The sequence below is a fragment of the Rhizobium sp. SL42 genome (genome assembly GCF_021729845.1).
Taxonomy (GTDB): Bacteria; Pseudomonadota; Alphaproteobacteria; order Rhizobiales; family Rhizobiaceae; genus Allorhizobium.
In genome coordinates, this window is sequence record NZ_CP063397.1 from 2505650 (window position 1) to 2528231 (window position 22582).

23 protein-coding genes are annotated in these 22582 nt (G+C 59.9%); 18 read left to right on the plus strand and 5 right to left on the minus strand.

Translation table 11 applies throughout. The features are described 5' to 3' along the window. The first annotated feature begins 4 nt into the window (after positions 1-4). From clpS to IM739_RS11885, 4 genes are all read left to right on the plus strand, one after another. Positions 5-352 (plus strand): ATP-dependent Clp protease adapter ClpS, encoded by a 348-nt coding sequence (gene clpS / locus IM739_RS11870; protein ID WP_237367948.1) that lies wholly within the window; start codon positions 5-7, stop codon positions 350-352. 9 nt (positions 353-361) lie between these two features. Continuing rightward, positions 362-2836, plus strand: a complete 2475-nt coding sequence (gene clpA / locus IM739_RS11875) for an ATP-dependent Clp protease ATP-binding subunit ClpA (protein WP_237367949.1) — start codon at positions 362-364, stop codon at positions 2834-2836. Positions 2837-2909: 73 nt separating this feature from the next. Then, positions 2910-3677, plus strand: coding sequence for an AzlC family ABC transporter permease (locus IM739_RS11880; protein ID WP_237367950.1), 768 nt, complete (start codon positions 2910-2912; stop codon positions 3675-3677). Continuing rightward, on the plus strand, positions 3677-4006 hold the full coding sequence (locus IM739_RS11885) for an AzlD domain-containing protein (protein ID WP_237367951.1): 330 nt from the start codon (positions 3677-3679) through the stop codon (positions 4004-4006). Before IM739_RS11880 ends, IM739_RS11885 begins: the two co-directional genes overlap by 1 nt. Positions 4007-4093: 87 nt before the next feature. Here IM739_RS11885 and IM739_RS11890 read toward each other — a convergent pair whose 3' ends face one another. From IM739_RS11890 to IM739_RS11905, 4 genes are all read right to left on the minus strand, one after another. Next, entirely contained in the window at positions 4094-4519 is a 426-nt protein-coding gene (locus IM739_RS11890; protein WP_237367952.1) for an HIT family protein, read from the minus strand. Between the two features lie 70 nt (positions 4520-4589). Next, a complete protein-coding gene (locus IM739_RS11895) occupies positions 4590-5789 on the minus strand; it encodes a GNAT family N-acetyltransferase (RefSeq protein WP_237367953.1) in 1200 nt (399 codons plus the stop codon). A gap of 10 nt (positions 5790-5799) precedes the next feature. Next, on the minus strand, positions 5800-6528 hold the full coding sequence (locus IM739_RS11900) for a glycerophosphodiester phosphodiesterase (protein ID WP_272911308.1): 729 nt from the start codon (positions 6526-6528) through the stop codon (positions 5800-5802). Beyond that, positions 6525-6995 (minus strand): RidA family protein, encoded by a 471-nt coding sequence (locus IM739_RS11905; RefSeq protein ID WP_237367954.1) that lies wholly within the window; start codon positions 6993-6995, stop codon positions 6525-6527. The genes IM739_RS11900 and IM739_RS11905 overlap by 4 nt, the downstream gene beginning before the upstream one ends. A 117-nt stretch (positions 6996-7112) precedes the next feature. Here IM739_RS11905 and IM739_RS11910 point away from each other — a divergent pair, with 117 nt between their 5' ends. The 14 genes from IM739_RS11910 (at position 7113) to lpxB (ending at position 21360) form a co-directional block, all read left to right on the plus strand. Beyond that, positions 7113-7943 (plus strand): cell envelope integrity EipB family protein, encoded by an 831-nt coding sequence (locus IM739_RS11910; RefSeq protein WP_237367955.1) that lies wholly within the window; start codon positions 7113-7115, stop codon positions 7941-7943. A gap of 197 nt (positions 7944-8140) precedes the next feature. Next, positions 8141-8908 (plus strand): 30S ribosomal protein S2, encoded by a 768-nt coding sequence (gene rpsB, locus IM739_RS11915; RefSeq protein WP_113141255.1) that lies wholly within the window; start codon positions 8141-8143, stop codon positions 8906-8908. Positions 8909-9175: 267 nt separating this feature from the next. Further along, complete coding sequence (tsf, locus tag IM739_RS11920) at positions 9176-10102, plus strand: translation elongation factor Ts (RefSeq protein WP_237367956.1); 927 nt, start codon at positions 9176-9178, stop codon at positions 10100-10102. A 97-nt stretch (positions 10103-10199) separates the two neighbouring features. Then, positions 10200-10922 (plus strand): UMP kinase, encoded by a 723-nt coding sequence (gene pyrH / locus IM739_RS11925; RefSeq protein ID WP_237367957.1) that lies wholly within the window; start codon positions 10200-10202, stop codon positions 10920-10922. A gap of 57 nt (positions 10923-10979) precedes the next feature. Next, positions 10980-11540: a ribosome recycling factor gene (gene frr / locus IM739_RS11930; protein WP_237367958.1), complete on the plus strand. Its 561-nt coding sequence runs from the start codon at positions 10980-10982 to the stop codon at positions 11538-11540. 48 nt (positions 11541-11588) lie between these two features. Further along, complete coding sequence (locus IM739_RS11935) at positions 11589-12332, plus strand: isoprenyl transferase (protein WP_237367959.1); 744 nt, start codon at positions 11589-11591, stop codon at positions 12330-12332. Positions 12333-12340: 8 nt separating this feature from the next. Beyond that, positions 12341-13174: a phosphatidate cytidylyltransferase gene (locus IM739_RS11940; protein ID WP_237367960.1), complete on the plus strand. Its 834-nt coding sequence runs from the start codon at positions 12341-12343 to the stop codon at positions 13172-13174. 66 nt (positions 13175-13240) lie between these two features. Further along, positions 13241-14374, plus strand: a complete 1134-nt coding sequence (rseP, locus tag IM739_RS11945; protein ID WP_237367961.1) for an RIP metalloprotease RseP — start codon at positions 13241-13243, stop codon at positions 14372-14374. A gap of 193 nt (positions 14375-14567) precedes the next feature. Next, positions 14568-16922 (plus strand): outer membrane protein assembly factor BamA, encoded by a 2355-nt coding sequence (gene bamA, locus IM739_RS11950; RefSeq protein ID WP_237367962.1) that lies wholly within the window; start codon positions 14568-14570, stop codon positions 16920-16922. Between the two features lie 50 nt (positions 16923-16972). Further along, a complete protein-coding gene (gene lpxD / locus IM739_RS11955; protein WP_237367963.1) occupies positions 16973-18037 on the plus strand; it encodes a UDP-3-O-(3-hydroxymyristoyl)glucosamine N-acyltransferase in 1065 nt (354 codons plus the stop codon). Further along, complete coding sequence (fabZ, locus tag IM739_RS11960) at positions 18030-18497, plus strand: 3-hydroxyacyl-ACP dehydratase FabZ (RefSeq protein ID WP_159951225.1); 468 nt, start codon at positions 18030-18032, stop codon at positions 18495-18497. Before lpxD ends, fabZ begins: the two co-directional genes overlap by 8 nt. Continuing rightward, a complete protein-coding gene (gene lpxA / locus IM739_RS11965; RefSeq protein ID WP_237367964.1) occupies positions 18494-19309 on the plus strand; it encodes an acyl-ACP--UDP-N-acetylglucosamine O-acyltransferase in 816 nt (271 codons plus the stop codon). Before fabZ ends, lpxA begins: the two co-directional genes overlap by 4 nt. Positions 19310-19312: 3 nt before the next feature. After that, the gene (locus IM739_RS11970) at positions 19313-20188 is read left to right on the plus strand and encodes an LpxI family protein (RefSeq protein ID WP_237367965.1); all 876 of its coding nucleotides are present in this window, start codon (positions 19313-19315) and stop codon (positions 20186-20188) included. Beyond that, on the plus strand, positions 20185-21360 hold the full coding sequence (gene lpxB / locus IM739_RS11975) for a lipid-A-disaccharide synthase (RefSeq protein WP_237367966.1): 1176 nt from the start codon (positions 20185-20187) through the stop codon (positions 21358-21360). The genes IM739_RS11970 and lpxB overlap by 4 nt, the downstream gene beginning before the upstream one ends. 14 nt (positions 21361-21374) lie before the next feature. Here lpxB and IM739_RS11980 read toward each other — a convergent pair whose 3' ends face one another. Beyond that, the gene (locus IM739_RS11980) at positions 21375-22565 is read right to left on the minus strand and encodes a GTP-binding protein (RefSeq protein ID WP_237367967.1); all 1191 of its coding nucleotides are present in this window, start codon (positions 22563-22565) and stop codon (positions 21375-21377) included. Positions 22566-22582: the final 17 nt, after the last annotated feature.

The following is a 22582-nucleotide window of genomic DNA, read 5'->3' on the forward strand; positions in this document are numbered from 1 at the left end:
TGAAATGATCGCTAAGCCGGTCTTCATGCAAAGCCAGCGCGACGGGGACAATGCCAACCGCGGCACCTCGGTCATCACGCGCACCAAGCCGAAGACAAAGAAGCCGAATTTGTATCGCGTCCTGCTTCTCAACGACGACTACACCCCGATGGAATTTGTCATCCACATCCTGGAGCGCTTTTTTCAGAAGGATAGGGAGGCCGCCACACGCATCATGTTGCAGGTCCACAATCACGGTGTGGGCGAGTGTGGTGTCTTTACCTACGAAGTTGCCGAGACCAAGGTGAGTCAGGTGATGGATTTCGCAAGGCAGCATGAGCATCCGCTTCAGTGTGTCATGGAAAAAAAGTGAGGACCAGACGTGCCAACATTTTCTCCCAGCCTCGAAAAAGCGCTGCATCAGGCACTGACCTACGCCAACGAGCGCCATCATGAATATGCGACGCTCGAACATCTGCTTCTGGCGTTGATCGACGATGCCGATGCAGCGGCGGTGATGGGGGCGTGCAACGTCAACCTCGATGCGTTGCGCAAGAATGTCTCCGAATATGTCGACAACGATCTTTCCAACCTGATCACCGGTTATGACGAAGACTCCAAGCCCACGTCCGGCTTCCAGCGCGTCATCCAGCGGGCTGTGATCCATGTCCAATCTTCCGGTCGCGAAGAAGTGACCGGCGCAAACGTGCTGGTGGCGATCTTTGCCGAGCGCGAGAGCCATGCTGCCTATTTCCTGCAGGAACAGGAAATGACCCGGTATGACGCCGTCAACTACATCTCTCACGGCATAGGCAAGCGCCCCGGGGCCTCCCAAGTTCGCAGCCCACGCGGCGCTGAGGAAGGCGAGGCCGAGGCCAAGCCCGGTCGCGAGCAGGAAGAGGGCGCCGCCAAGGGCAAGCAGGAAGCACTCAAGGCCTATTGCGTCAACCTGAATGAGAAGGCCAAGACCGGCAAGATCGATCCGCTGATCGGTCGTCATTCGGAAGTCAACCGCACGATCCAGGTCCTGTGCCGCCGTTCCAAGAACAATCCGCTCTATGTCGGTGATCCCGGCGTCGGCAAGACGGCGATCGCCGAAGGCCTTGCCAAGCGCATCGTCGAAGGCAAGGTGCCGGAAGCACTGGCGGATGCCACCATCTTCTCGCTCGATATGGGCACGCTGCTCGCCGGTACCCGCTATCGCGGTGACTTCGAGGAACGCCTGAAGCAGGTCGTCAAGGAACTTGAAGACTATCCGGGTGCCGTTCTCTTCATTGATGAGATCCACACCGTTATCGGTGCCGGCGCCACCTCGGGCGGCGCTATGGATGCATCGAACCTGCTGAAGCCGGCGCTGTCTTCGGGGGCGATCCGTTGCATCGGCTCGACCACCTACAAGGAATACCGCCAGTTCTTCGAAAAGGACCGGGCGCTGGTTCGCCGCTTCCAGAAGATCGACGTCAACGAGCCGTCGATCGACGACGCGATCGAGATCATGAAGGGCCTCAAGCCCTATTTCGAAGACTATCACAAGCTGCGTTACACCAACGAGGCGATCAAGTCGGCCGTCGAGCTCTCGGCCCGCTACATCTCCGACCGCAAGCTGCCGGACAAGGCGATCGACGTGATCGACGAGACCGGTGCGGCCCAGATGCTGCTGCCGGCCTCCAAGCGCCGCAAGCTGATCACCGAGAAGGAGATCGAGGTCACCATCGCAACGATGGCGCGCATCCCGCCCAAGACGGTTTCCAAGGATGACGAGATGGTTCTCGCCAACCTCGAAAAGGAACTGCGTTCCGTCGTCTATGGCCAGGACAATGCGATCGAGGCGCTGTCGACCGCGATCAAGCTGGCCCGTGCCGGCCTGCGCGAACCGAACAAACCGATCGGCTCCTACGTCTTCTCCGGCCCGACCGGCGTCGGCAAGACGGAAGTGGCAAAGCAGCTTGCCGCCTCGCTCGGTGTCGAGATGCTGCGCTTCGACATGTCGGAATACATGGAGCGGCACACGGTTTCGCGCCTGCTCGGTGCGCCTCCCGGCTATGTCGGCTTCGACCAGGGCGGCCTGCTGACCGACGGTGTCGATCAGCATCCGCATTCCGTGGTCCTGCTTGACGAAATCGAGAAGGCGCATCCGGATATCTACAATATCCTGCTGCAGGTCATGGACCACGGTTCGCTGACCGACCACAACGGCAAGAAGATCGACTTCCGCAACGTCATCCTGATCATGACGACCAATGCGGGTGCATCGGAAATGGCGAAGTCGGCGATCGGCTTCGGCTCGTCGAAGCGCACCGGCGAGGATGAGGAGGCGATCAACCGCCTGTTCACGCCGGAGTTCCGCAACCGTCTCGACGCGATCATCCCGTTCGCGCCGCTGCCGAGCGAGGTCATCCACAAGGTCGTGCAGAAGTTCGTCATGCAGCTGGAAGCACAGCTTTCGGAACGCGGCGTGACCTTCGATCTGTCCGAACCGGCCATCGCCTGGCTCGCAACCCGTGGCTACGACGAGAAGATGGGTGCGCGTCCGCTGGGTCGTGTCATCCAGGAGCACATCAAGAAGCCGCTCGCCAATGAGATCCTGTTTGGCAAGCTGAAGAAGGGTGGTCTGGTCAAGGTCGGCGTGAAGAAGGATGCCGCCGGCGAAGAGGTTCTCGATCTGGCAGCCATTGCCGAACTGGCGCCCGTCAAGCCGAAGCCGGAAGCCGAGGTCGTGGCCGAAAAGCCGGTGAAGGCCAAGAGGAAGCCTGCAGCCAAGGCTGTTGTCGCTGAGGATGATGGCGATACTGCCGTGATCGAAGCGCCGAAGCCGGCCAAGCGCAGCGCCGTGCCCAAGGTGCCGAAGAAGAAATAAGCGTTACGTTACGCTCAGACAAACCGGTGCCGGGCAATGCCCGGCACTTCTTTTTGCCGCATCGGAAAAGTGCATGTCTTCGGTTTCTTCTGACCTGTCCCAGGCCCGCTGGTTTCTTGCCGGCATGCGCGGTCTTTTCAGTCTCCCTGCCATCATCCTGATGGTTTCCTTCGTCGGCTTTTCGGCCTTTGCCCTGGAATCCGGTATCAGCCGTTCCGAGGCGATGTTCATGACGGCGATGGTCTGGGCGCTGCCGGCCAAGATGATCCTGATCGGTACGATGACCAGCGGCGCCAATCTTCTGGCTGTGTTTCTAGCTGTCTCGCTGTCCTCCATTCGGCTGATGCCGATGGTGGCCTCGCTGGTGCCCGAAATGCGCACGTCGCGCACGCCCACATGGCTTTTGTTGGTGCTGTCGCATTTCGTCGCGATCACCGCATGGGTCTTTGCCATGGGCCGTTTCAAGGATGTGCCGCGTGAGGGTCGGGTTGCCTTCTTTGCCGGTTTCGGCATCACGCTGGTGACCGTCAACACAGCTCTGGTTGGCGTCTGCTATGGTCTGGTTGCAGCCTTTCCGCCCGTTGTCGCGGCCGTGCTGTTTTTCCTCACGCCCGTGTATTTCATCGCCTCGATCTGGGCGACCGGACGCCAGTCCGTCGTCAAGATCGCCTTTGTCATTGGCGTTGTCTCCGGCCCGTTACTGGCGTTGCTGGTGCCGGGTTTCGATATCCTGATCGCCGGGCTGGGCGGTGGCACGCTGGCCTATCTGGTCGACCGTCATCTGGTGCGCGGCAAGAAGCCCCTGCAGATGCCACAGGTTTCGGCGGAGGAGGTGCTGTGATGGCGGACTACGGTTTGTATCTTGTGATCATCGTGGCCGGTTGGCTTGCGACCGACATGTGGCGCTGGCTCGGGGTGATCGCCGGCAATCGGTTGCAGGAAGGTTCGGAAGCGTTGGCCTGGGTGAGGGCGGTCGCAACCGCGCTGGTGATGGCGGTCACGGCCAAGCTGATCGTCTTCCCGGCCGGGACGCTTGAAAGTTCACCACTTTGGCTGCGGCTGACCGCAGCCGGCGTCGGGTTTGGCGCATTTCTGCTGTTCGGCCAGCGTGTCATCGTCGGCGTGATCGTGCCGCTGGCGATCCTGGCGGCCGGCCTGCTCTGGCTTTAGGTTTGGTGCATTCCTGGCCTTTCGTCAGAAGCGGGAATGCCCTTGCCACATTGTCACGCCAGCCGTGACGCAGGCTTCAAGTGAGGTTCAAAGCGCTGCCTTGATCTTCTCGGCATTGGCCTTCAGCACTTCGATATCCTCCATGCCGCCGGAATGCGGCTTCAACGGCAGGCCCTCATGGCGCGGGATGACGTGGAAATGCAGGTGGAAGACGGTCTGACCGGCCGCCGGTTCGTTGAACTGCGCGACATAGACGCCGTCTGCGTCAAACGCTTCCTTGGCTGCGCTGGCAAGTTTCTGCACCACGGGCATCAGCTTGACCAGAACGGCCGGGTCGGCATCGAGCAGATTGCGCGAACCCCGTTTCGGGATGACCAGAAGATGCCCCGGCGCCTGCGGCATGACGTCCATGAAGGCAAGCGTGTCGGCGTCTTCATAGAGCTTTACCGAGGGAATTTCGCCCTTCAGGATCTTGGCGAAGATGTTGTTCGGATCGTAGGCGGAAATGCTCATTGTCTGTCTCCTCGATTGTGAAGGCCATTAAAGGCAAGCCGTGCACCGGATCAAGCCGGCCGGTAGTGACCTAGTCGTCGAATTCTTCGCCGTCGCTTGGCTGTCGCTCCCCCTTGCGAAAGGGAGTGTGGTCGCCCAGGTAGTCGCCGATCTGCGCCACTTCGCGCCGTTCGTGCTCGAGATAATCGGCCACGGCACGCCGCAGACCGGCATGGGCGATGAAATGCGCCGAATGCGTGACGACCGGTTGGTAGCCACGCGCCAGCTTGTGTTCCCCTTGCGCGCCGGCCTCGACGCGCGCAAGCCCCTTGGCGAGGGCAAAATCGATCGCCTGATGATAGCAGACCTCGAAATGCAGATAGGGATGGTCTTCGATACAGCCCCAGTGACGGCCGTAGAGCGCGTCCGCGCCGATGAAATTGATCGCACCGGCGATATAGCGGCCTTCGCGCCTGGCCATCACCAGCAAGACGTCGTCGGCCATGCGTTCGCCGATCAGCGAATAGAAGTCACGGGTCAGGTAGGGACGACCCCATTTGCGGCTGCCGGTATCCATGTAGAAGGTGAAGAACTGATCCCAGATCTCCTCGGTCAGATCCTTGCCGGTCAACCAGTCGATCGTGATGCCGTTTGCGAGCGCATTGCGGCGCTCCTTGCGCAGGTTCTTGCGCTTGGAAGACGACAGCTCTGCCAGAAAGGCCTCGTGGTCCCGGTAGCCCTTGTTGAGGAAGTGGAACTGCTGGTCCATGCGATGCAGAAATCCAGCTTGCGTAAGGGAAGAAAGCTCGTCATGGGGAAGGAATGTCACATGCGCCGAGGACAGGCCGAGCTCCGATGTTACCTGCCTGAGGCCCTGCGCCAGCGGTGCTGAAACACGGCCCCTGTCTTGTCCCTCGCGCACCAGAAGTCGCGGGCCTGTGGCAGGCGTGAAAGGGGTGCATGCCTGGAGCTTGGGGTAGTAATTTCCCCCGGCGCGCCGGAAGGCATCGGCCCAGCTGTGGTCGAAGACATACTCCCCCTGGCTGTGGCTTTTCAGATAACAGGGAATTGCCCCGACAAGCTCGTCGTCTTCCTCGAGCAACAGGTGGTGACCGAGCCAGCCGGTTTCGGCGACTGCCGAGCCGGACTCCTCCAGCGACGACAGGAAGGCATGCGAGCTGAAGGGATTGTAGTTTGGTCCGGAGCGCGAGGCCCCGGACAGTTTTGCCCATTTCGCCGGATCAATCTCCGAGAAGGAACGGACTATGCGGATCGTCACCTCGTCTGCCATGGATCTCCCGTCAGGCAATCGCCGGCGAGGTCCGCGGGTCGAAGCCTTCGAATGTCATCTGATCAGCATATGTATAGGTCTGCGTCCGCATGATTTCATCCCTGACGGTCCAGGTAATCACCGGTGTGCCTTTTTCACGCAGGCCCGAAATGAAGCTGTTGGGCAGATGCGCGACCGCATAGGAGACAAAGTCGAGCCCGAGCGCCATGGCCTCTTCATGTGCTTCGAACTGCTCCGGTCGTGCCCCTTCGGCAGTCAGGCCAACCGGGTAAGGGCATTCGACGGCCTTCAGGGCGCGCAGCAGGTGATAGTCGAAGCTCATCAGCGCCACCTTGCCCTGATAACCCTCCAGAACCTCCAGCACGCTTTCGACGAAGCCATCGTCCTGCTCCGCATCGATGCCCTTCAGTTCGATCACCAGCGGTACGCGACCCTTCACCAGTTCCAGCATCTTTTTTAATGTCGGGATCCGGTCGGCCGTGCCACCGATCGACATCATGCCCAGTTCGCCGGCTGTACGCTCGCGAACCTCGCCCGCAAGGCTGCACAGCCGCTGCAGGTCATGGTCGTGAAAAACCATCGGCACGCTGTCGGACGATAGCTGGATGTCGCATTCGATGGCAAACCCGGCCTCGATCGCCCGTGAAAACGCCGAAAGCGTATTTTCCCAGACGGCCTTGTTCATGTCGTGAAAGCCGCGATGAGCGACGGGAACATCCTTGATCCAGTCTGCACTCACAGCTTGATCTCCAGGATGGCATCGATCTCGACGGCAGCATTGAGCGGCAGCGAGGCCATGCCAACGGCAGCGCGCGCATGTTTGCCGGCTTCGCCCAGAACCTTGGCGATCAGGTTGGATGCGCCGTTGATCACCAGATGCTGTTCGACAAAGCCCGGAGCCGAAGCCACGAAGCCATTCAGCTTGATCACGCGGGTGATCCGCGACAGGTCCCCGGCGAGGGCAGCGCTCGCCTGGGCCAGGATGTTGATGGCGCAAAGTTCGGCCGCACGCTGCGCATCGGCCAGCATGACATCGGAACCGACCAGGCCCGTCACCGCAATTTTGCCGCCTTCAATGGGTAGTTGGCCCGACAGATAAAGCAGATTGCCGCTGATCACATAAGGCACATAGTTGGCCGCTGGAGCGGCTGCCTCGGGTAGGGTGATTCCCAATGCCTGGAGGCGGCTGTCGATGGTGTCGGACATGTGAATTTCCCGGTCTTGTTGATAAACAGTGAGAAAGAGAACGCGGACAAAAGCATGTCTCGCTTTTGCCGAATGTGTTCTTATAACATCGATGGCGAGTCCAACAGGAGGTGATCGATGTTTCGTTCGCGCATGGCCCTTGTCGCCACAGCTGCCCTTGCTTCCGGCATTGGGCTTGGCCCCGCGCAAGCTGCGGGCGTGATCGGTCTGGCACCCCACCGTGCGATTTACGACGTCGTGCTCAAGGAAGCATCCGACCGCTCCGGCATTGAAAGCGTGCGCGGCCGCATGGTCTATGAGTTCAACGGCTCGACCTGCAAGGGCTACAACACCCAATTCCGTTTCGTCACGCGCATTGATGTGGGCGACGGCGTGCGTGTGACCGATCAGCGAAGCTCGACCTTCGAGGATGTGGCCGGCGGCAAGTTCCGTTTTGACAACAAGTCCTTCACCGATGACCAGCTCGACAAGGATGTGGCTGGTGCGGCCTCCGATACCGACGGCAAGGTCAAGATCGAACTGACCGGCCCGGACAAGCGTGCCGTCGAACTGGCCGACAGCCGTTTTCCCGCCGAACACATGCTGGAAGTGATCGCTCTTGCGCGCAAAGGCCAGCGTGTTTTCGAATCGCGGATCTTCGACGGTTCGGAAGACGGTGACCAGACGTTTCTGACGACCACGGTCGTCGGCGCGGCACAGAAGGCGACCGGCACGGATCCCGAGGTCAAGGCCGTTGCGCCTTTGGCCGGTGCCGAATACTGGCCGGTGTCGATTGCCTATTTCGACGAAAAGGCGAAGGGCGACCAATTGCCGATCTACAGCCAGTCCTTCAAGCTCTACGACAATGGCGTCACTCGAGATCTGACCCTGGACTACGGCGACTTCATCCTGTCGGGAAAGCTGACCAAGCTTGAACTTCTCGGCAAGACGGACGGTGATTGCAAATAGAGTGCTAAACGGGTCTGCAATGGCACTTTCCCTGCGATAGGGCTTGATTTTCATCGCCTGCCCCTGTATGGGCGGCTTCATTCCACACGTAAGGCTTGGGATTGTCCGGGAGAAATCCGGATGGTTCCGCCCGGTGGCATCTTCGAAGAAGTTGCTGTTCGCCTTGCGGAGGTTCAACCGGAAAAGGATAACTAGGCATGGCATTGCCCGATTTCTCTATGCGTCAGCTTCTCGAAGCTGGCATCCACTTCGGCCACCAGACTCACCGCTGGAACCCGAAGATGAAGCCGTACATCTTCGGCGATCGTAACAACATCCACATCATCGACCTGGCTCAGACCGTACCGATGCTGTCGCGCGCCCTGCAGGTCGTGTCCGACACCGTTGCTCGCGGCGGTCGCGTTCTGTTCGTCGGCACCAAGCGCCAGGCTTCGGAAATCATCGCTGATTCCGCCAAGCGTTCGGCCCAGTACTACGTCAACTCCCGCTGGCTCGGCGGCATGATGACCAACTGGAAGACCATCTCGAACTCGATCCAGCGCCTGCGCAAGCTCGACGAAATTCTCGCTTCGGACGCTTCCGGCTATTCCAAGAAGGAACGCCTGAACCTTGAGCGCGAACGCGAAAAGCTCGATAAGGCCCTCGGCGGTATCAAGGACATGGGCGGCACGCCGGACCTGATGTTCATCATTGACACCAACAAGGAAAAGATCGCGATCGACGAAGCCAAGCGCCTCGGCATCCCGGTCGTTGCCGTCATCGACTCGAACTGCGATCCGGACCTGATCGACTACGCGATCCCGGGCAACGACGACGCGTCGCGCGCTATCGCACTGTACTGCGACCTGATCGCGCGCGCTGCCATCGATGGCATCGCTCGTCAGCAGGGCGCTTCCGGTCGTGATATCGGTGCATCTGCCGAGACGCCGATCGAGCCGGCTCTGGAAGCTGAATCCGAAGCTTGATGCTTCACGCGGCGGATTTGCGTCCGCCGCGACTTCCCGAACAGGGAACTGCCGCCCGTCAGCTCTTTTGAGCAGCGGGCGGCTTCCGTTCTTCCGCCGATCTGCTCTCTGCGTGAGGGCGGGGCATGGAAGACGGCTGATTGTTTCCGTGGTGACCCGCTTCATCACGTTGTCACACTTCCGGGTACATTTCGTCCCCCAAACAGGGTGCAGTCCATGAGTCCCGCGGATGATTGGTGCACCGCCTGAACAGACAAGAGGCACATAATGGCTGAAATCACTGCAGCACTGGTAAAGGAACTGCGCGAAAAGTCCGGCGCAGGCATGATGGATTGCAAGAAGGCTCTGATCGAGAACAACGGCGACGTCGAAGCCTCGATCGACTGGCTGCGCGCCAAGGGCATCTCCAAGGCTGACAAGAAGTCCGGCCGTACCGCCGCTGAAGGTCTGGTCGCCATTGCCGGCGCCGGTCACAAGGCCGTTATCGTCGAGTTGAACTCGGAAACCGACTTCGTTGCCCGCAACGATGCCTTCCAGGATCTCGTTCGCGGTATCGCCGACGTCGCCCTGTCGACCGACGGTTCGGTTGAGGCCATTTCGGCTGCAACCTACCCGGCTTCCGGCAAGCCGGTTGCCGATACCATCAAGGACGCGATCGCCACCATCGGCGAAAACATGACGCTGCGTCGCGCAGCCAAGCTGGAAGTTGCCCACGGCGTTGTTGCGACCTACATCCACAACGCTGCCGGCGACGGCATCGGCAAGCTCGGTGTTCTGGTTGCCCTGAAGTCGGAAGGCGACAAGGCTGTCCTGACCTCGATCGGCCGCCAGGTTGCCATGCATATCGCAGCAACCAACCCGCTCGCGCTTCGCGCCGAGGAAGTTGATGCGACCGTCGCCGAGCGCGAACGCAACGTCTTCATCGAGCAGGCCCGCGAATCCGGCAAGCCGGAAGCAATCATCGAAAAGATGGTCGAAGGCCGCATGCGCAAGTTCTTCGAAGAAGTCGCGCTTCTGTCTCAGGCTTTCGTGATCAACCCTGACCTAACGGTTGGCGATGCGATCAAGGCAGCCGAAAAAGAAGCCGGCGCGGCGATCGAAGTGACCGGCATGGCACGTCTTCTCCTCGGCGAAGGCGTCGAGAAGGAAGAAAGCGACTTCGCTGCCGAAGTTGCTGCCGTCGCCAAGGGCTGATTGCAAACACGCTCCTTCTTTAGGGAAAACATCGGGCATCGCGTGACAACGCGGTGCCCTTCGTGTATCCGGCTCAGAGTTGAATTCGGGAGCTTCCATGACTGCCAAACCACTGTTCAAACGCGTTCTCCTGAAGTGCTCCGGCGAAGCCCTTATGGGCAGCCAGGGATTCGGGATCGATGTTGCGGTCGCCGACCGCATCGCGAGTGATATTGCAGAAGCCCGAAGCATGGGCGTCGAAGTGGGTATCGTTGTTGGCGGTGGCAACATTTTCCGTGGTGTGGCCGTGGCCTCCAAGGGCGGCGACCGCGTCACCGGCGACCACATGGGCATGCTGGCGACGGTCATCAACGCGCTGGCGCTGGCGACGTCGCTGCGCAAGCTCGATATCGATACCGTCGTGCTGTCGGCGATTGCCATGCCGGAGATCTGCGAGAGCTTCTCCCAGCGCGTCGCGATCCACCATTTGTCGCAAGGCCGGGTTGTGATCTTCGCCGGCGGTACCGGCAACCCGTTCTTCACCACCGATTCCGCCGCCGCCTTGCGTGCCGCCGAAATGGGTGCACAGGCCATATTCAAGGGTACACAGGTCGACGGTATCTATTCCGCCGATCCGAAGAAGGAACCCGCGGCCACCCGCTTCGATCGTCTGACCCATGATGAAGTCCTGCAAAAGGGGCTTGCGGTCATGGACGTGGCGGCAGTGGCGCTTGCCCGCGAAAATCATATTCCGATTATCGTCTTTTCCATCCATGAAAAGGGCGGTTTCGGCGAGATCCTTTCGGGCCGAGGTCTGATGACCATCGTTACCGACAATTGAAATGGCCAGGGCGGGCTCTGAGGAGCCGCCGGCCGCAAGACCAATGGGAGAACCATTATGACTGCAGGGGTTGATCTCAACGATCTGAAGCGCCGCATGGACGGCGCCATCAATGCCTTCAAGCACGATATCGCATCGCTGCGCACCGGCCGCGCCTCGGCCAATATTCTCGATCCGGTCACCGTCGATGCCTACGGTTCGCGCGTACCGTTGAACCAGGTGGCGAACGTGACCGTTCCGGAACCGCGCATGCTCGGCATCTCGGTCTGGGACAAGTCGATGGTCAGCGCCGTCGACCGCGCGATCCGCGAAGCCAATCTCGGGTTGAACCCGATCATGGACGGCCAGAACCTGCGCATTCCCTTGCCGGAGCTGAACGAAGAGCGCCGCAAGTCGCTGGTCAAGGTGGCGCATGACTACGCCGAAAAGGCCAAGGTTGCGGTCCGCCATGTTCGCCGCGACGGCATGGAAGGTCTGAAGAAGGCCGAAAAGGATGGGACGATCGGCCAGGACGAAAGCCGTTCCAAGTCCGAGAAGGTGCAAAAGATGACTGACGACACGATTGTTGACGTCGACCGCTTGCTCGCCGAGAAGGAAAAGGAAATCATGCAGGTATAGGATGCGTTCGCGCATCTGTACCTGTATTGCCGCTTGGACTTGAACCACATGTCGACAGCACAAAATCGCGCCGCTCCGGAGCATGTTGCGATCATCATGGATGGCAACGGCCGCTGGGCCAATGCGCGTGGCCTGCCGAGAGCGCTTGGCCATCGCAAAGGCGTTGAAGCGGTGCGCGAGACCGTGCGCGCGGCACGCGAGGCGGGCATCGGCTTCCTGACCTTATTCGCCTTTTCTTCCGAGAACTGGCGTCGGCCGGAGGCGGAGGTCAACGAGCTTTTTGGTCTGCTGAAGACATTTATCCGTCGCGACCTTGCGGATTTGAACCGCGGCAATGTGCGTATCCGCATCATCGGGGATCGCGTGCGTCTTCGCGATGACATTCGCGAATTGCTGCTGGAGGCGGAAGACGCAACCGTCGCCAACACGGGCCTCACCCTGGTCATCGCCTTCAACTATGGCGCGCGTGACGAGATAGCGCGCGCAGCGGCCCATCTTGCCGCGGAAGTGCAGGCAGGCCGGCTGAAGGCCGATGAAATAGATGCGCAGAAGCTGAACGACAGTCTCGATACGGCCGGCATTCCCGATCCCGACCTGATCATCCGCACCAGTGGCGAGGAAAGGCTGTCGAATTTCCTCCTCTGGCAGGCAGCCTATGCCGAACTGATGTTCGTGCCGGAATTCTGGCCGGATTTCACGCCCGAAATCTTCTACGCGGCTCTGGATCGGTATGCGGCTCGCGACCGGCGTTTCGGCGGGATCGCACCGTCCGCCTTGGCGATCGGCTCGTGATGGCCAGGATGTCCCGAGAACTGACGCTCCGCATCTATTCCGCCATCGTTATGATCCTTGTTGTGCTGGTTGCAACGTGGTTCGGTGGCGTCGCCTTTCGCATTCTCGCTGCCGTCATAGGCCTGCTCGTCTATTACGAGTGGTCCAAAATGACACGCCTTGCCGAACACAACATGCGCGGCCATGCGTTCGGCTGGTTTTCGATGGTGCTGATTGCGCTGAACCTCGTTTTCGGTGCGGCAGATTTGAACGTGCCGTTGTTTGCCGGTCTTGTGGTCACCGCAGCGCTGCCTTCCCTGTTTGGACGCTGGAGCTGGTGGCAGGCCGGCGGCATTTTCTATTCCGGCTTGAGCGCGATTTCTCTGTCCGCGATCCGCGGCGAGGATACGCTTGGCCTGGTCGCTATGCTCTTCGTGTTCATCATCGTCTGGTCGACCGACATTCTCGCCTATTTTGTCGGGCGCGCGATCGGCGGTCCCAAGCTTGCGCCGCGCATCTCGCCCGGCAAGACCTGGTCCGGTGCAATTGGCGGAACTGTTGCTGGCGTCATTGGCGGCATCGGCGTCGCACTGATGCATTTTCAGGATGTGGGTGTCTGGATACCGGTGGTCGCGCTGGCCTTGTCTGTTTCGAGCCAGATCGGCGACCTGTTCGAATCCTTTATCAAGCGTCGATTCGGCGTCAAAGACTCCAGCAAGCTCATTCCCGGGCATGGCGGTGTCATGGATCGCGTCGATGGCCTTGTATTTGCCTGCTTTGCGGCATTCTTTCTTGCAATAGGTTTCTCCGCAGGCGGCGGCGGTTCGGTTGTCTCTCTGGGAGCCTTCCTGTTCGGTCTCTGATTATGGCTGATCGGGGCAGGGCTGACGTTTAACCTTTCGCGGCCATGTGCCGTTTGGAAACGGAACATGGATCACATCACCACAGTCTTCGGCTTTCTCGGCGGGTACATCCTTCCCTATATCGTCATCCTGTCCCTGCTCGTCTTCATCCATGAGCTTGGGCATTATCTGGCTGGCCGCTGGTCGGGCATTCGTGTTCTGGCGTTTTCGGTCGGCTTCGGTCCGGAACTGGTCGGCTTTACCGATAAACACGGAACGCGTTGGAAAATTTCAGCTATTCCGCTTGGCGGCTATGTCCGATTCTTCGGCGATGCGGATGCGGCGAGCCGGCCGGACAGCGACGAACTGGCACAGCTGACTGATGAGGAGAAGGCGCAGACGCTCGGTGGTGCGGCGCTTTGGAAGCGGGCGGTCACGGTTGCCGCCGGTCCGATCGCAAACTTCATCCTCGCGATCTTCATCTTCGCCGTCATGTTCGCCACGCTCGGCAAATCGGTTTCGGATCCAGTCGTTGCTGAATTGAAGCCCGGAAGCGTGGCGGAAGCGGCTGGCGTCAAGCCCGGCGACATTCTGGTCGCCCTGGATGGCCGACGCATAGAAACCTTCGATGAAGTCGTTCGCTATATCAGCATGCGCCCCGAGCTTCCGGTCAAGGTCACCGTCCGCCGCGCTGAAAGCGAGGTCGATTTCGACATGGTGCCGCGGCGTGCGGTGATTGCCGACAGCTTCGGCAACGAGATGGAAGTCGGCCAGATCGGCATTATCACCAATCAAAGTTCCGGCAATTTCCGCATCGTCGAACTGTCGCCACTCGAGGCCGTCTGGGAAGGCGTTCGCCAGACGGGTCACATCATCACGGGCACGTTCGACTACATCGGCAACATGATTGCCGGTCGTATGAATGCTGACCAGTTGGGTGGTCCGGTGCGCGTCGTGCAGGCCTCCGGAGAAATGGCCACGCTGGGCATTATCGCTCTGTTAAATCTAGCCGCTGTTCTTTCGGTTTCCCTGGGGCTTTTGAATTTGATGCCAGTTCCGGTCCTTGACGGCGGGCATCTGGTTCTCTACGCGATTGAAGCCGTGCGAGGCAGACCAGTCGGTCCCGGTGCGCAGGAAATCGCCTTTCGTATCGGATTGGCAATGATCCTGTCGCTGATGGTTTTTGCGACGTGGAATGACATTAGCCGGTTGATCGGATAAGGCCTGACTTGTATTGCGCGAAAGGATTTGTTTACGCTGTTTCAAACTCGTAGTGGCGATTAGGCCACTGATTGAAATGAAGTAAACAGAAATTAACGTCCGCACTTGCTTGTAGGGTAAAACCCGTTAAAACCACACACGGGCCGGAGTCGGGGTACGGCTGCGGGACAATTGAAGAAGGTAAAGTATACACATGAAGGCTGGTTCAAGATTTTTGAACGCAGTATCGGCGGTCGCGCTGTCTGCTGGTATCGTGTCTTCGGGAGCGGGTGTTGCCGTACTTGTATCGGCTGTAGCAGCCGAGGCCGCAGTGGTTCGCAGTATCGATGTGCGTGGCGCCCAGCGAGTTGGCGCCGAGGCTGTTCGCTCCAACCTGTCGATCAAGACGGGTCAGAGCTTCTCGAACGCCGACATCGATGAATCGGTAAAGCAGCTTTACGCCACCGGCTTTTTCTCCGATGTCCGGATTTCAGTCTCGGGCGGCACGCTTGTCGTGACCGTGGTGGAAAACCAGCTGATCAACCAGGTTGTCTTCAATGGCAACCGCAAGATCAAGGACGACAAGCTGGTCGGTCTGGTTCAGACGCAGCCAATGGGTCCGTATAGCGACAGCCTGATCGCGTCTGATATCCAGCGCATCAAGGAAGCTTATGCCGCGATCGGTCGCAGCGACGTCGATGTGACCACCCAGGTCGTTCCGGTCGCCGAAGGTCGCGTCAACCTCGCTTTCGTGATCAATGAAGGTGAGCGCACCAAGATCAGCCAGATCAATTTCGTTGGCAACAACGCCTATTCCGATGGTCGCCTGGCCTCCGTCCTGCAGACCAAGGAATCGGGCATGCTGTCCTTCCTGACCCGCAAGGATGTTTATAACGAGGACAAGCTGCGCGCTGACGAAGAAGTCCTGCGCCAGTTCTATTACAACCACGGTTACGCCGACTTCCGGGTCATCTCGTCCGAGGCGACCCTGAATGAAGCCGGCAACGAATACGTCATCAACATCACGGTCGATGAGGGTGCTCGCTACAAGTTCGGCAATGTCGCGGTGGAGTCCACCGTTGATGGCATCGATGGCAAGGAGCTTGAAGGCCTGCTGGAAACCAATCCGGGCAGCACCTACAGCGCTCGCGACGTTCAGAAGTCGATGGAAGCCATCTCGCGCCGTGTCTCGGCCGCCGGGTATCCATTCGCCCGCGTCGTTCCGCGTGGTGACCGCAACTTTGAAACCAACACCATTGGTGTCACCTATCTGGTCGATCAGGGCGAGCGCGCCTATGTCGAGCGTATCGAGGTCCGTGGCAACACCCGTACGCGTGACTTCGTCATTCGCCGCGAGTTCGATATTTCCGAAGGCGATGCCTTTAACCAGGAAACGATTTCGCGCGCCAAGCGTCGCCTGGAAGCCCTCGGTTTCTTCTCGTCTGTCAATATCTCAACGCAGGCCGGCAGTGCATCTGACCGAGTCATCGTGATTGTCGACGTACAGGATCAGCCGACCGGTTCGTTCGGTGTCGGTGCCGGTTACTCCGTGGGCGATGGCGGTCTGGTTCTGGAAGCATCGGTGGAAGAAAAGAACTTCCTCGGTCGTGGTCAGTTCATCCGCGTGGCTGCCGGTGGTGGCTTCGACGATACGCAGACCTATAACTTCTCGTTCACCGAGCCTTATTTCCTCGGTTACCGTCTGGCCGCCGGCTTCGATCTCTTCAAGAGCTCGACCAGCAGCAATTCTTACTACGACTACGAAGAGCAGGGTGGCACGATCCGCGTCACCGCGCCGATCACCGAAGATCTGGCGACCACCATCCGCTACACCTACAAGGAACTTGAGTACATCAATGATGGTGCTTACGGTGCCGATGGTGTCTCCGGTGGTGGTGATGACCAGCTTGCTGCGCCTTACATCGACCTCATCGACGGTAGCCCGTGGAAGCAGTCGATCCTCGGCAACACGTTCGTCTACAACACTGTGGACGACCGGCAGAACCCGCATGATGGCCTGTTTGTCAGCGTCACGCAGGAATATGCAGGCCTGGGCGGCGATTCCGACTTCTACAAGCTCTATGGCCGCGCCCGTTTGTTCCACACGCTGTCGGATGAATACGACCTGGTCGGTTCGATCGCGGCGTCTGCTGGTCACGTCATGCCGACCAACGGCGACCTGAACGTCTTCGATCAGTTCAAGATCGGCGGCAAGGAAATCCGTGGCTTCGAAAATGATGGTATCGGCCCGCGCATCGGTGGCGATTCCATCGGCGGCACGACATACTTCGCGGCCTCTGCCGAAGCGACCTTCCCGATGCCGCTTATCCCGCAGGATCTCAACTTCCGCGGCGCGGTCTTCGCTGACGCAGGTACCTTGTATGGCAACGATGTTGCCAACAGCGCAGGCGTTGTCGGTACGGATGTTGCGATCCGTGCATCGGTCGGTGCGGGTATCCTGTGGAATTCGCCCTTCGGTGCCCTGCGCCTCGATTACGCGGTTCCTGTTGCCAAGGAAGACTTCGACGAAGTGCAGGAATTCCGCTTCAGCATGGCGAACCAGTTCTAATACTGGCGGTCCAGAACTGCTGACAGGTTGACGTTCTGGAGCGTTTTCTGATGGAGCATAATCATTTCTTTCCGCCCCATGCCGGGGTGACGCTTGCAATGCTTGCGGCACACACGGGGGCGGAATTGCAGAATGCAGAGGCTGGCGAACGGATCGTTGGATCCGTGTCGCCGGTATCGCGCGCCAAGGCAGGCGATGTATGTTACATCCTGTCGCGCCGTAGCAAGGAAGAGCTGAAGACCTGTGAGGCTTCTGCGATCTTCTGCGACAAGGCTCTGCTGTCACTGATCCCCGATCATATTCCCGTTCTTCTGACCAAAGCCCCGGCCATGGCATTTGCGATGGCGGGCGCGCTGTTCCATCCGCCGGCGATGCGGCCGTCGCGCATGACCAGCGAAGCTATGGCAGTTTCGCCGGCCGCTTTTGTTGACCCCACGGCGCGCCTCGAAGCCAATGTCGAAGTTGAACCGATGGCGGTCATCGGCGCGGATGTCGAGATCGGCGAGGGTACGCGCATCGGACCTGGCGCCGTGATTGGCCCCGGCGTCCGCATCGGTCGCGACTGCACGATTGCCGCTGGCGCCACCGTTCAGGTTGCCCTGATCGGCAACAATGTCATCATCCACAACGGTGCCCGGATCGGCCAGGACGGTTTCGGTTATGCGCCGGGACCGCGCGGCATGATCAAGATCGTCCAGGTGGGGCGCGTGATCATTCAGGACCATGTCGAGATCGGTGCCAATACGACGATCGACCGTGGTACGATGGATGATACGGTGATTGGCGAAGGCACGAAGATCGACAATCTGGTCCAGATCGGTCACAACGTCCGCATCGGCCGTCATTGCGGCATTGTCAGCCAGGTCGGCATTGCCGGCAGCACGCGCCTTGGCGATGGTGTGATGATCGGCGGTGCCTGCGGTATAAACGGCCACATCACGATTGGGGACGGGGCGCAGATCGCGGCGATGAGCGGCGTGCTGTCGGATGTCCCCCCGGGTGAGCGTTACGGCGGTGTTCCGGCCCGCCCGATGAAGGATTATCTGCGCGAGGTGGCCGATACATTGAGCCGTTATGATGCCCGCGCCAAGGAAAAAGGACCCAGCAATGACTGACATCGCGACGAGCGAATTGGGATCGGCTGATATCCTCGAGATCATGAAGCTTCTGCCCCACCGCTATCCATTCCTGCTGGTGGACAAGATCATCGAGATCAACGGTGACGATTCCGCCATTGGCATCAAGAACGTGACCGCGAACGAGCCGCATTTCACCGGTCATTTTCCGGATTCCCCGATCATGCCTGGCGTGCTGCTGGTTGAAGGCATGGCCCAGACCGCTGGCGCGATCTGTGCGCGCAAGCAGGGTGAGGGCGGCAACCTCGTCTATTTCATGACCATCGATAACGCCCGTTTCCGCAAGCCTGTCGTTCCCGGTGACCGCGTCGAATACCATGTCGTCAAGCAGAAGCAGCGCGGCAATATCTGGAAGTTCCATTGCGAGGCCAAGGTTGATGGCGCTCTTGCGGCAGAAGCCGATATCGGCGCGATGATCATGCGCAAGGACGCAAAATGAGCCAAATTGCCGCTAGTGCCGTAATCCACCCGATGGCCGTCATCGAAGACGGTGCTGTCATCGGCGAGAATGTGCGTATCGGGCCTTTTTGCCATGTCGGTCCGCGCGTGACGCTGGGCGCCAATGTCGAACTCGTCTCGAATGCTGTCGTCACCGGTTTGACCGAGATCGGTCAGGGCAGCCGGATCTACCCCATGGCGGTCATCGGCGGCGTGTCCCAGAGCCTCCATGAGGCAGGGGAGGACTCGCGTCTCGTTGTCGGCGAAAACTGCACCATGCGCGAAGGCGTGACGATGAATTCCGGCACGACCGGCGGTGGCGGTATCACCAGCGTCGGCAACAATTGCCATTTTCTGACGAATTCCCATGTCGCGCATGACTGCATCCTGGGCAATGACATCATCCTTTCAAACAATGTCATGCTCGCGGGCCATGTGCGCGTCGAGGATCGCGCCATTCTCAGCGGCGGTTGCGCCGTGCACCAGTTTACCCGAATTGGCCGTCAGGCCTTCATCGGCGGACTGTCGGCGGTTGCCTATGACGTCATTCCCTACGGCATACTGAACGGCAACCCGGGCGTTCTCGGCGGCTTGAACGTGGTCGGCATGACCCGCGCCGGCATCGAGCGTTCGGTCATCCATATCGTGCGCCGTGCATACAAGCAGATCTTCGAAGGTGAGGGGTCTGCCCGGAAGAATGCCGAGGCGATCCGGGGTGAGTATCTCGAATGCCCACAGGTGATCGAGATTCTCGATTTCATCGCGGCAGAGAGCGACCGCGCATTGTCTTCGCCGTTTCGCGGCAAGAGTTGAGGCATGGCACTGGCCGGGGCAACCGAAGGCCGTCTGGCGATCATCGCGGGCAGCGGCAAGCTGCCGCTCTTTCTTGCCGAAGCTGCGCGAGAGGCCGGTGAGAGCCCGTTTATCCTGCGTTTGAAGAACGAAGCGGATCCCATCTGGGATGGTTTCGATTCTGCCGTCGTCGGTGTCGGCGACATGTCCGGACTTTCGGCGCTTTTCCAGAAGCACAAGATCAGTCGCGTCGTGATGTCCGGCGCTGTGAAAAAACGCCCGTCGCTCAGTGAAATTCACGTCAACTGGAAATCGATCCTGAAATTGCCCATGGCACTCAGGACCCTTCTGGCCGGCGGCGATGATGCCGTGCTGAAAATGGTCATCTCGCTGATCGAGGCGCAAGGCTGCCACGTTATCGGTGCGCATGAGATATTGCCCGCGCTGCTGGCGACGACAGGTCCGATCGGCAATGTGGAGCCATCCGCGGACGACTGGCGCGATATAGAGCGTGCCGCGGACGCAGCTGAGACACTGGGGCGACTGGATGTAGGCCAGGGTGCTGTCTGTGTCGGTGGACGGATCGTTGCGCTCGAAGGCGTAGAAGGCACGGATGCCATGTTGGCCCGCGTCGCGCGTTTGCGCAGCGAGGGGCGGATTTCTCAGCGCCGAAAGGGTGTTTTGGTCAAGCTTTGCAAGCCGCAACAGGATGTGCGGGCGGATCTGCCCGCCGTCGGTATCTCGACGGTCGAGAATGCGCGAGCTGCGGGCCTTGCCGGCATTGCGGTCGAGGCTGGGAGGGCGCTGGTCATCGAGCGCGAGGCCATGGTGGCTGCCGCCAACGCGGCGGGCATGTTTGTCATCGGTATCGATCGTGGTCTCAAGGGAGCAGGAGAATGACGTCCACGCCCTTGAAGATCGCGGTGATTGCCGGGGAGGTTTCCGGGGATCTGCTCGGCGGTGATCTGATTGCGGCGCTCAAGGCGCGCTACGGCGGACCGATCGAGTTGATCGGCGTCGCCGGTGAGGCGCTGGAGGCCGAGGGTCTGAAATCGCTGTTTGATTTCTCCGAATTGTCGATCATGGGTATCACGCAGGTGCTGGCCAAGCTGCCGCGATTGATTGGCCTGATTTCCAGCACCGCGGATGCCATCGTGGCCGCACGGCCCGATATGCTGCTGATCATCGATAGTCCTGACTTCACCCATCGGGTGGCCAGGAAGGTGCGCCAAAAGCTGCCGGGATTGCCGGTCGTCAACTATGTCTGCCCGAGCGTCTGGGCTTGGAAGGAATACCGCGCCGCGGCGATGCTGTCTTATGTCGACGCAGTGCTAGCGGTGCTTCCGTTTGAGCCTGAGGTCATGCGTCGCCTGGGGGGGCCGCCCACGCATTTCGTCGGCCATCGGCTGAGCAGCCATCCGGACATCGTCAAGGTGCGCAATGGCCGCATGCTCAAGCAGCCAAAAACCAGAGGCGATACGCACACGATCCTGCTGCTGCCCGGATCCCGCGGCAGCGAGATTGCCAGCATGCTGCCGGTCTTCGGCGAGGCGATGCAGGAATTCACCCGTCGCAACGGTCCAACCCGATTTCTCCTGCCAACCGTTGGCCGTCAGGAATTGAGGGTGCGCGAGATGGTGGCTGGCTGGAGCATCAAGCCGGAGATCCTGATCGGCGATACCGCAAAATGGCAGGCCTTTGCCGAGGCGGATGCCGCAATTGCGACGTCGGGCACGGTGATCCTTGAACTGGCGCTTGCCTATGTGCCCGTCATGTCGACCTACAAGACCGACTGGATCATCAAGATGATCAGCCATCGGATCAAGACATGGACGGGTGCGCTTCCCAATCTGATCGCCGACTACGCCATCGTGCCGGAATATCTGAATGAGGTCGTGCGACCGGCCAGCATGGTCCGCTGGGCGGAGCGCCTGTCCGCAGATACCCCTCAACGCACAGCGATGCTTGCAGGCTATGACGAGGTTTGGGCTCGCCTCAACACTGAAACACCGGCCGGTGAGGCCGGTGCTGAAATCCTGATGCAACTGTTGCAGCAGAAAGGCCGGGCGTAGCCGGCCGATCTCGCTCAGGTCCAGGCGGCAAAAGGGTCGGCCAGGTTTTCCCAGGCGGTTGGTTCAAAGCGGCTCGCGGACACAAGACACGCGTCCAGTTCGGCGCGCAGACTCGCCTCATCCATGGGGTCGGCGCCGATGAAGACGATCTCCTGGCGGCGATCGCCCCATTCCTTGTCGAGATAAGGGGCCATCGCCTTGTGGAAAGCCGGATCATCGGGCCAGTTCTGTTTCGGCACCGACGCCCACCAACGGCCCATGCGGCTGGTCCGCACCAGCGGCCCTGCCTGGCTCAGTTCGCCGACATGGTGCGGCCGAGTGGCCAGCCAGAAAAAGCCCTTTGCGCGAATGACGCCCGGCCAGGACTGGTTGATGAATGCCTGAAACCGCTGCGGATCAAAGGGTGCGCGAGCGTGATAAACGAAGGAGCGGATGCCGTATTCCTCCGTTTCCGGCACGTGGTCGCGAAAACCGTGCAACTCCTTGAACCATAGCGGATGCGTCTCGGCCTTTGCCAGGTCGAACAGTCCGGTCCCGAGAATGTCCTTTGGCAAGACTTCGGCGAAATCGGTCTCGATGAAACGCGCATCCGCGTTCAGTCCGGCAATGATCTTGCGCGCGGCGTCGAGTTGATCCGGCGTCGCCGTCCCGACCTTGTTGAGGATGATGACATCGGCAAACTCTATCTGCTCGACGAGCAGATCGACCAGTGTCCTGTTGTCGCCGTCGCCTGCGGTCTCGCCCCTATCGGCAAGGAAATCGGCGGACGAGTAGTCACGCACGAGATTGGCGGCATCGACCACAGTGACCATCGTATCGAGCTGGGCGATATCCGATAGGCTACGGTCGTTTTCGTCGCGGAAGTCGAATGTGGTGGCAATCGGCAAAGGTTCGGCGATCCCTGTCGCTTCAATAAGCAGATAATCGAAGCGATCCTGTTCGGCCAGCGCCCGCACTTCGTTCAAGAGGTCGTCACGAAGCGTGCAACAGATGCAACCATTGCTCATCTCGACGAGTTGCTCCTCGGTGCGTGACAGCGCCGCGTTGCCGCCGCGCACCAATGCCGCATCGATATTCACTTCGCTCATGTCATTGACGATAACCGCAACGCGCAGGCCATCGCGATTGGCCAGCACATGGTTGAGCAGGGTTGTCTTGCCGGCGCCGAGAAAGCCGGACAGGACTGTGACGGGAAGCTTTTGCATCGGTCGCTCCAATATAT

Coding starts and splice junctions, on each gene's coding strand:
- IM739_RS11905 (WP_237367954.1), bottom strand. CDS start 6,995: ATGTCCGACACCATCGACAGCCGCCTCCAGGCATTGGGAATCACCCTA.
- lpxB (WP_237367966.1), top strand. CDS start 20,185: ATGACGTCCACGCCCTTGAAGATCGCGGTGATTGCCGGGGAGGTTTCC.
- rpsB (WP_113141255.1), top strand. CDS start 8,141: ATGGCATTGCCCGATTTCTCTATGCGTCAGCTTCTCGAAGCTGGCATC.
- IM739_RS11885 (WP_237367951.1), top strand. CDS start 3,677: ATGGCGGACTACGGTTTGTATCTTGTGATCATCGTGGCCGGTTGGCTT.
- lpxD (WP_237367963.1), top strand. CDS start 16,973: ATGGAGCATAATCATTTCTTTCCGCCCCATGCCGGGGTGACGCTTGCA.
- IM739_RS11970 (WP_237367965.1), top strand. CDS start 19,313: ATGGCACTGGCCGGGGCAACCGAAGGCCGTCTGGCGATCATCGCGGGC.
- lpxA (WP_237367964.1), top strand. CDS start 18,494: ATGAGCCAAATTGCCGCTAGTGCCGTAATCCACCCGATGGCCGTCATC.
- clpS (WP_237367948.1), top strand. CDS start 5: ATGATCGCTAAGCCGGTCTTCATGCAAAGCCAGCGCGACGGGGACAAT.
- IM739_RS11880 (WP_237367950.1), top strand. CDS start 2,910: ATGTCTTCGGTTTCTTCTGACCTGTCCCAGGCCCGCTGGTTTCTTGCC.
- fabZ (WP_159951225.1), top strand. CDS start 18,030: ATGACTGACATCGCGACGAGCGAATTGGGATCGGCTGATATCCTCGAG.
- tsf (WP_237367956.1), top strand. CDS start 9,176: ATGGCTGAAATCACTGCAGCACTGGTAAAGGAACTGCGCGAAAAGTCC.
- IM739_RS11935 (WP_237367959.1), top strand. CDS start 11,589: ATGTCGACAGCACAAAATCGCGCCGCTCCGGAGCATGTTGCGATCATC.
- IM739_RS11895 (WP_237367953.1), bottom strand. CDS start 5,789: ATGGCAGACGAGGTGACGATCCGCATAGTCCGTTCCTTCTCGGAGATT.
- pyrH (WP_237367957.1), top strand. CDS start 10,200: ATGACTGCCAAACCACTGTTCAAACGCGTTCTCCTGAAGTGCTCCGGC.
- IM739_RS11910 (WP_237367955.1), top strand. CDS start 7,113: ATGTTTCGTTCGCGCATGGCCCTTGTCGCCACAGCTGCCCTTGCTTCC.
- frr (WP_237367958.1), top strand. CDS start 10,980: ATGACTGCAGGGGTTGATCTCAACGATCTGAAGCGCCGCATGGACGGC.
- IM739_RS11890 (WP_237367952.1), bottom strand. CDS start 4,519: ATGAGCATTTCCGCCTACGATCCGAACAACATCTTCGCCAAGATCCTG.
- rseP (WP_237367961.1), top strand. CDS start 13,241: ATGGATCACATCACCACAGTCTTCGGCTTTCTCGGCGGGTACATCCTT.
- bamA (WP_237367962.1), top strand. CDS start 14,568: ATGAAGGCTGGTTCAAGATTTTTGAACGCAGTATCGGCGGTCGCGCTG.
- IM739_RS11940 (WP_237367960.1), top strand. CDS start 12,341: ATGTCCCGAGAACTGACGCTCCGCATCTATTCCGCCATCGTTATGATC.
- IM739_RS11980 (WP_237367967.1), bottom strand. CDS start 22,565: ATGCAAAAGCTTCCCGTCACAGTCCTGTCCGGCTTTCTCGGCGCCGGC.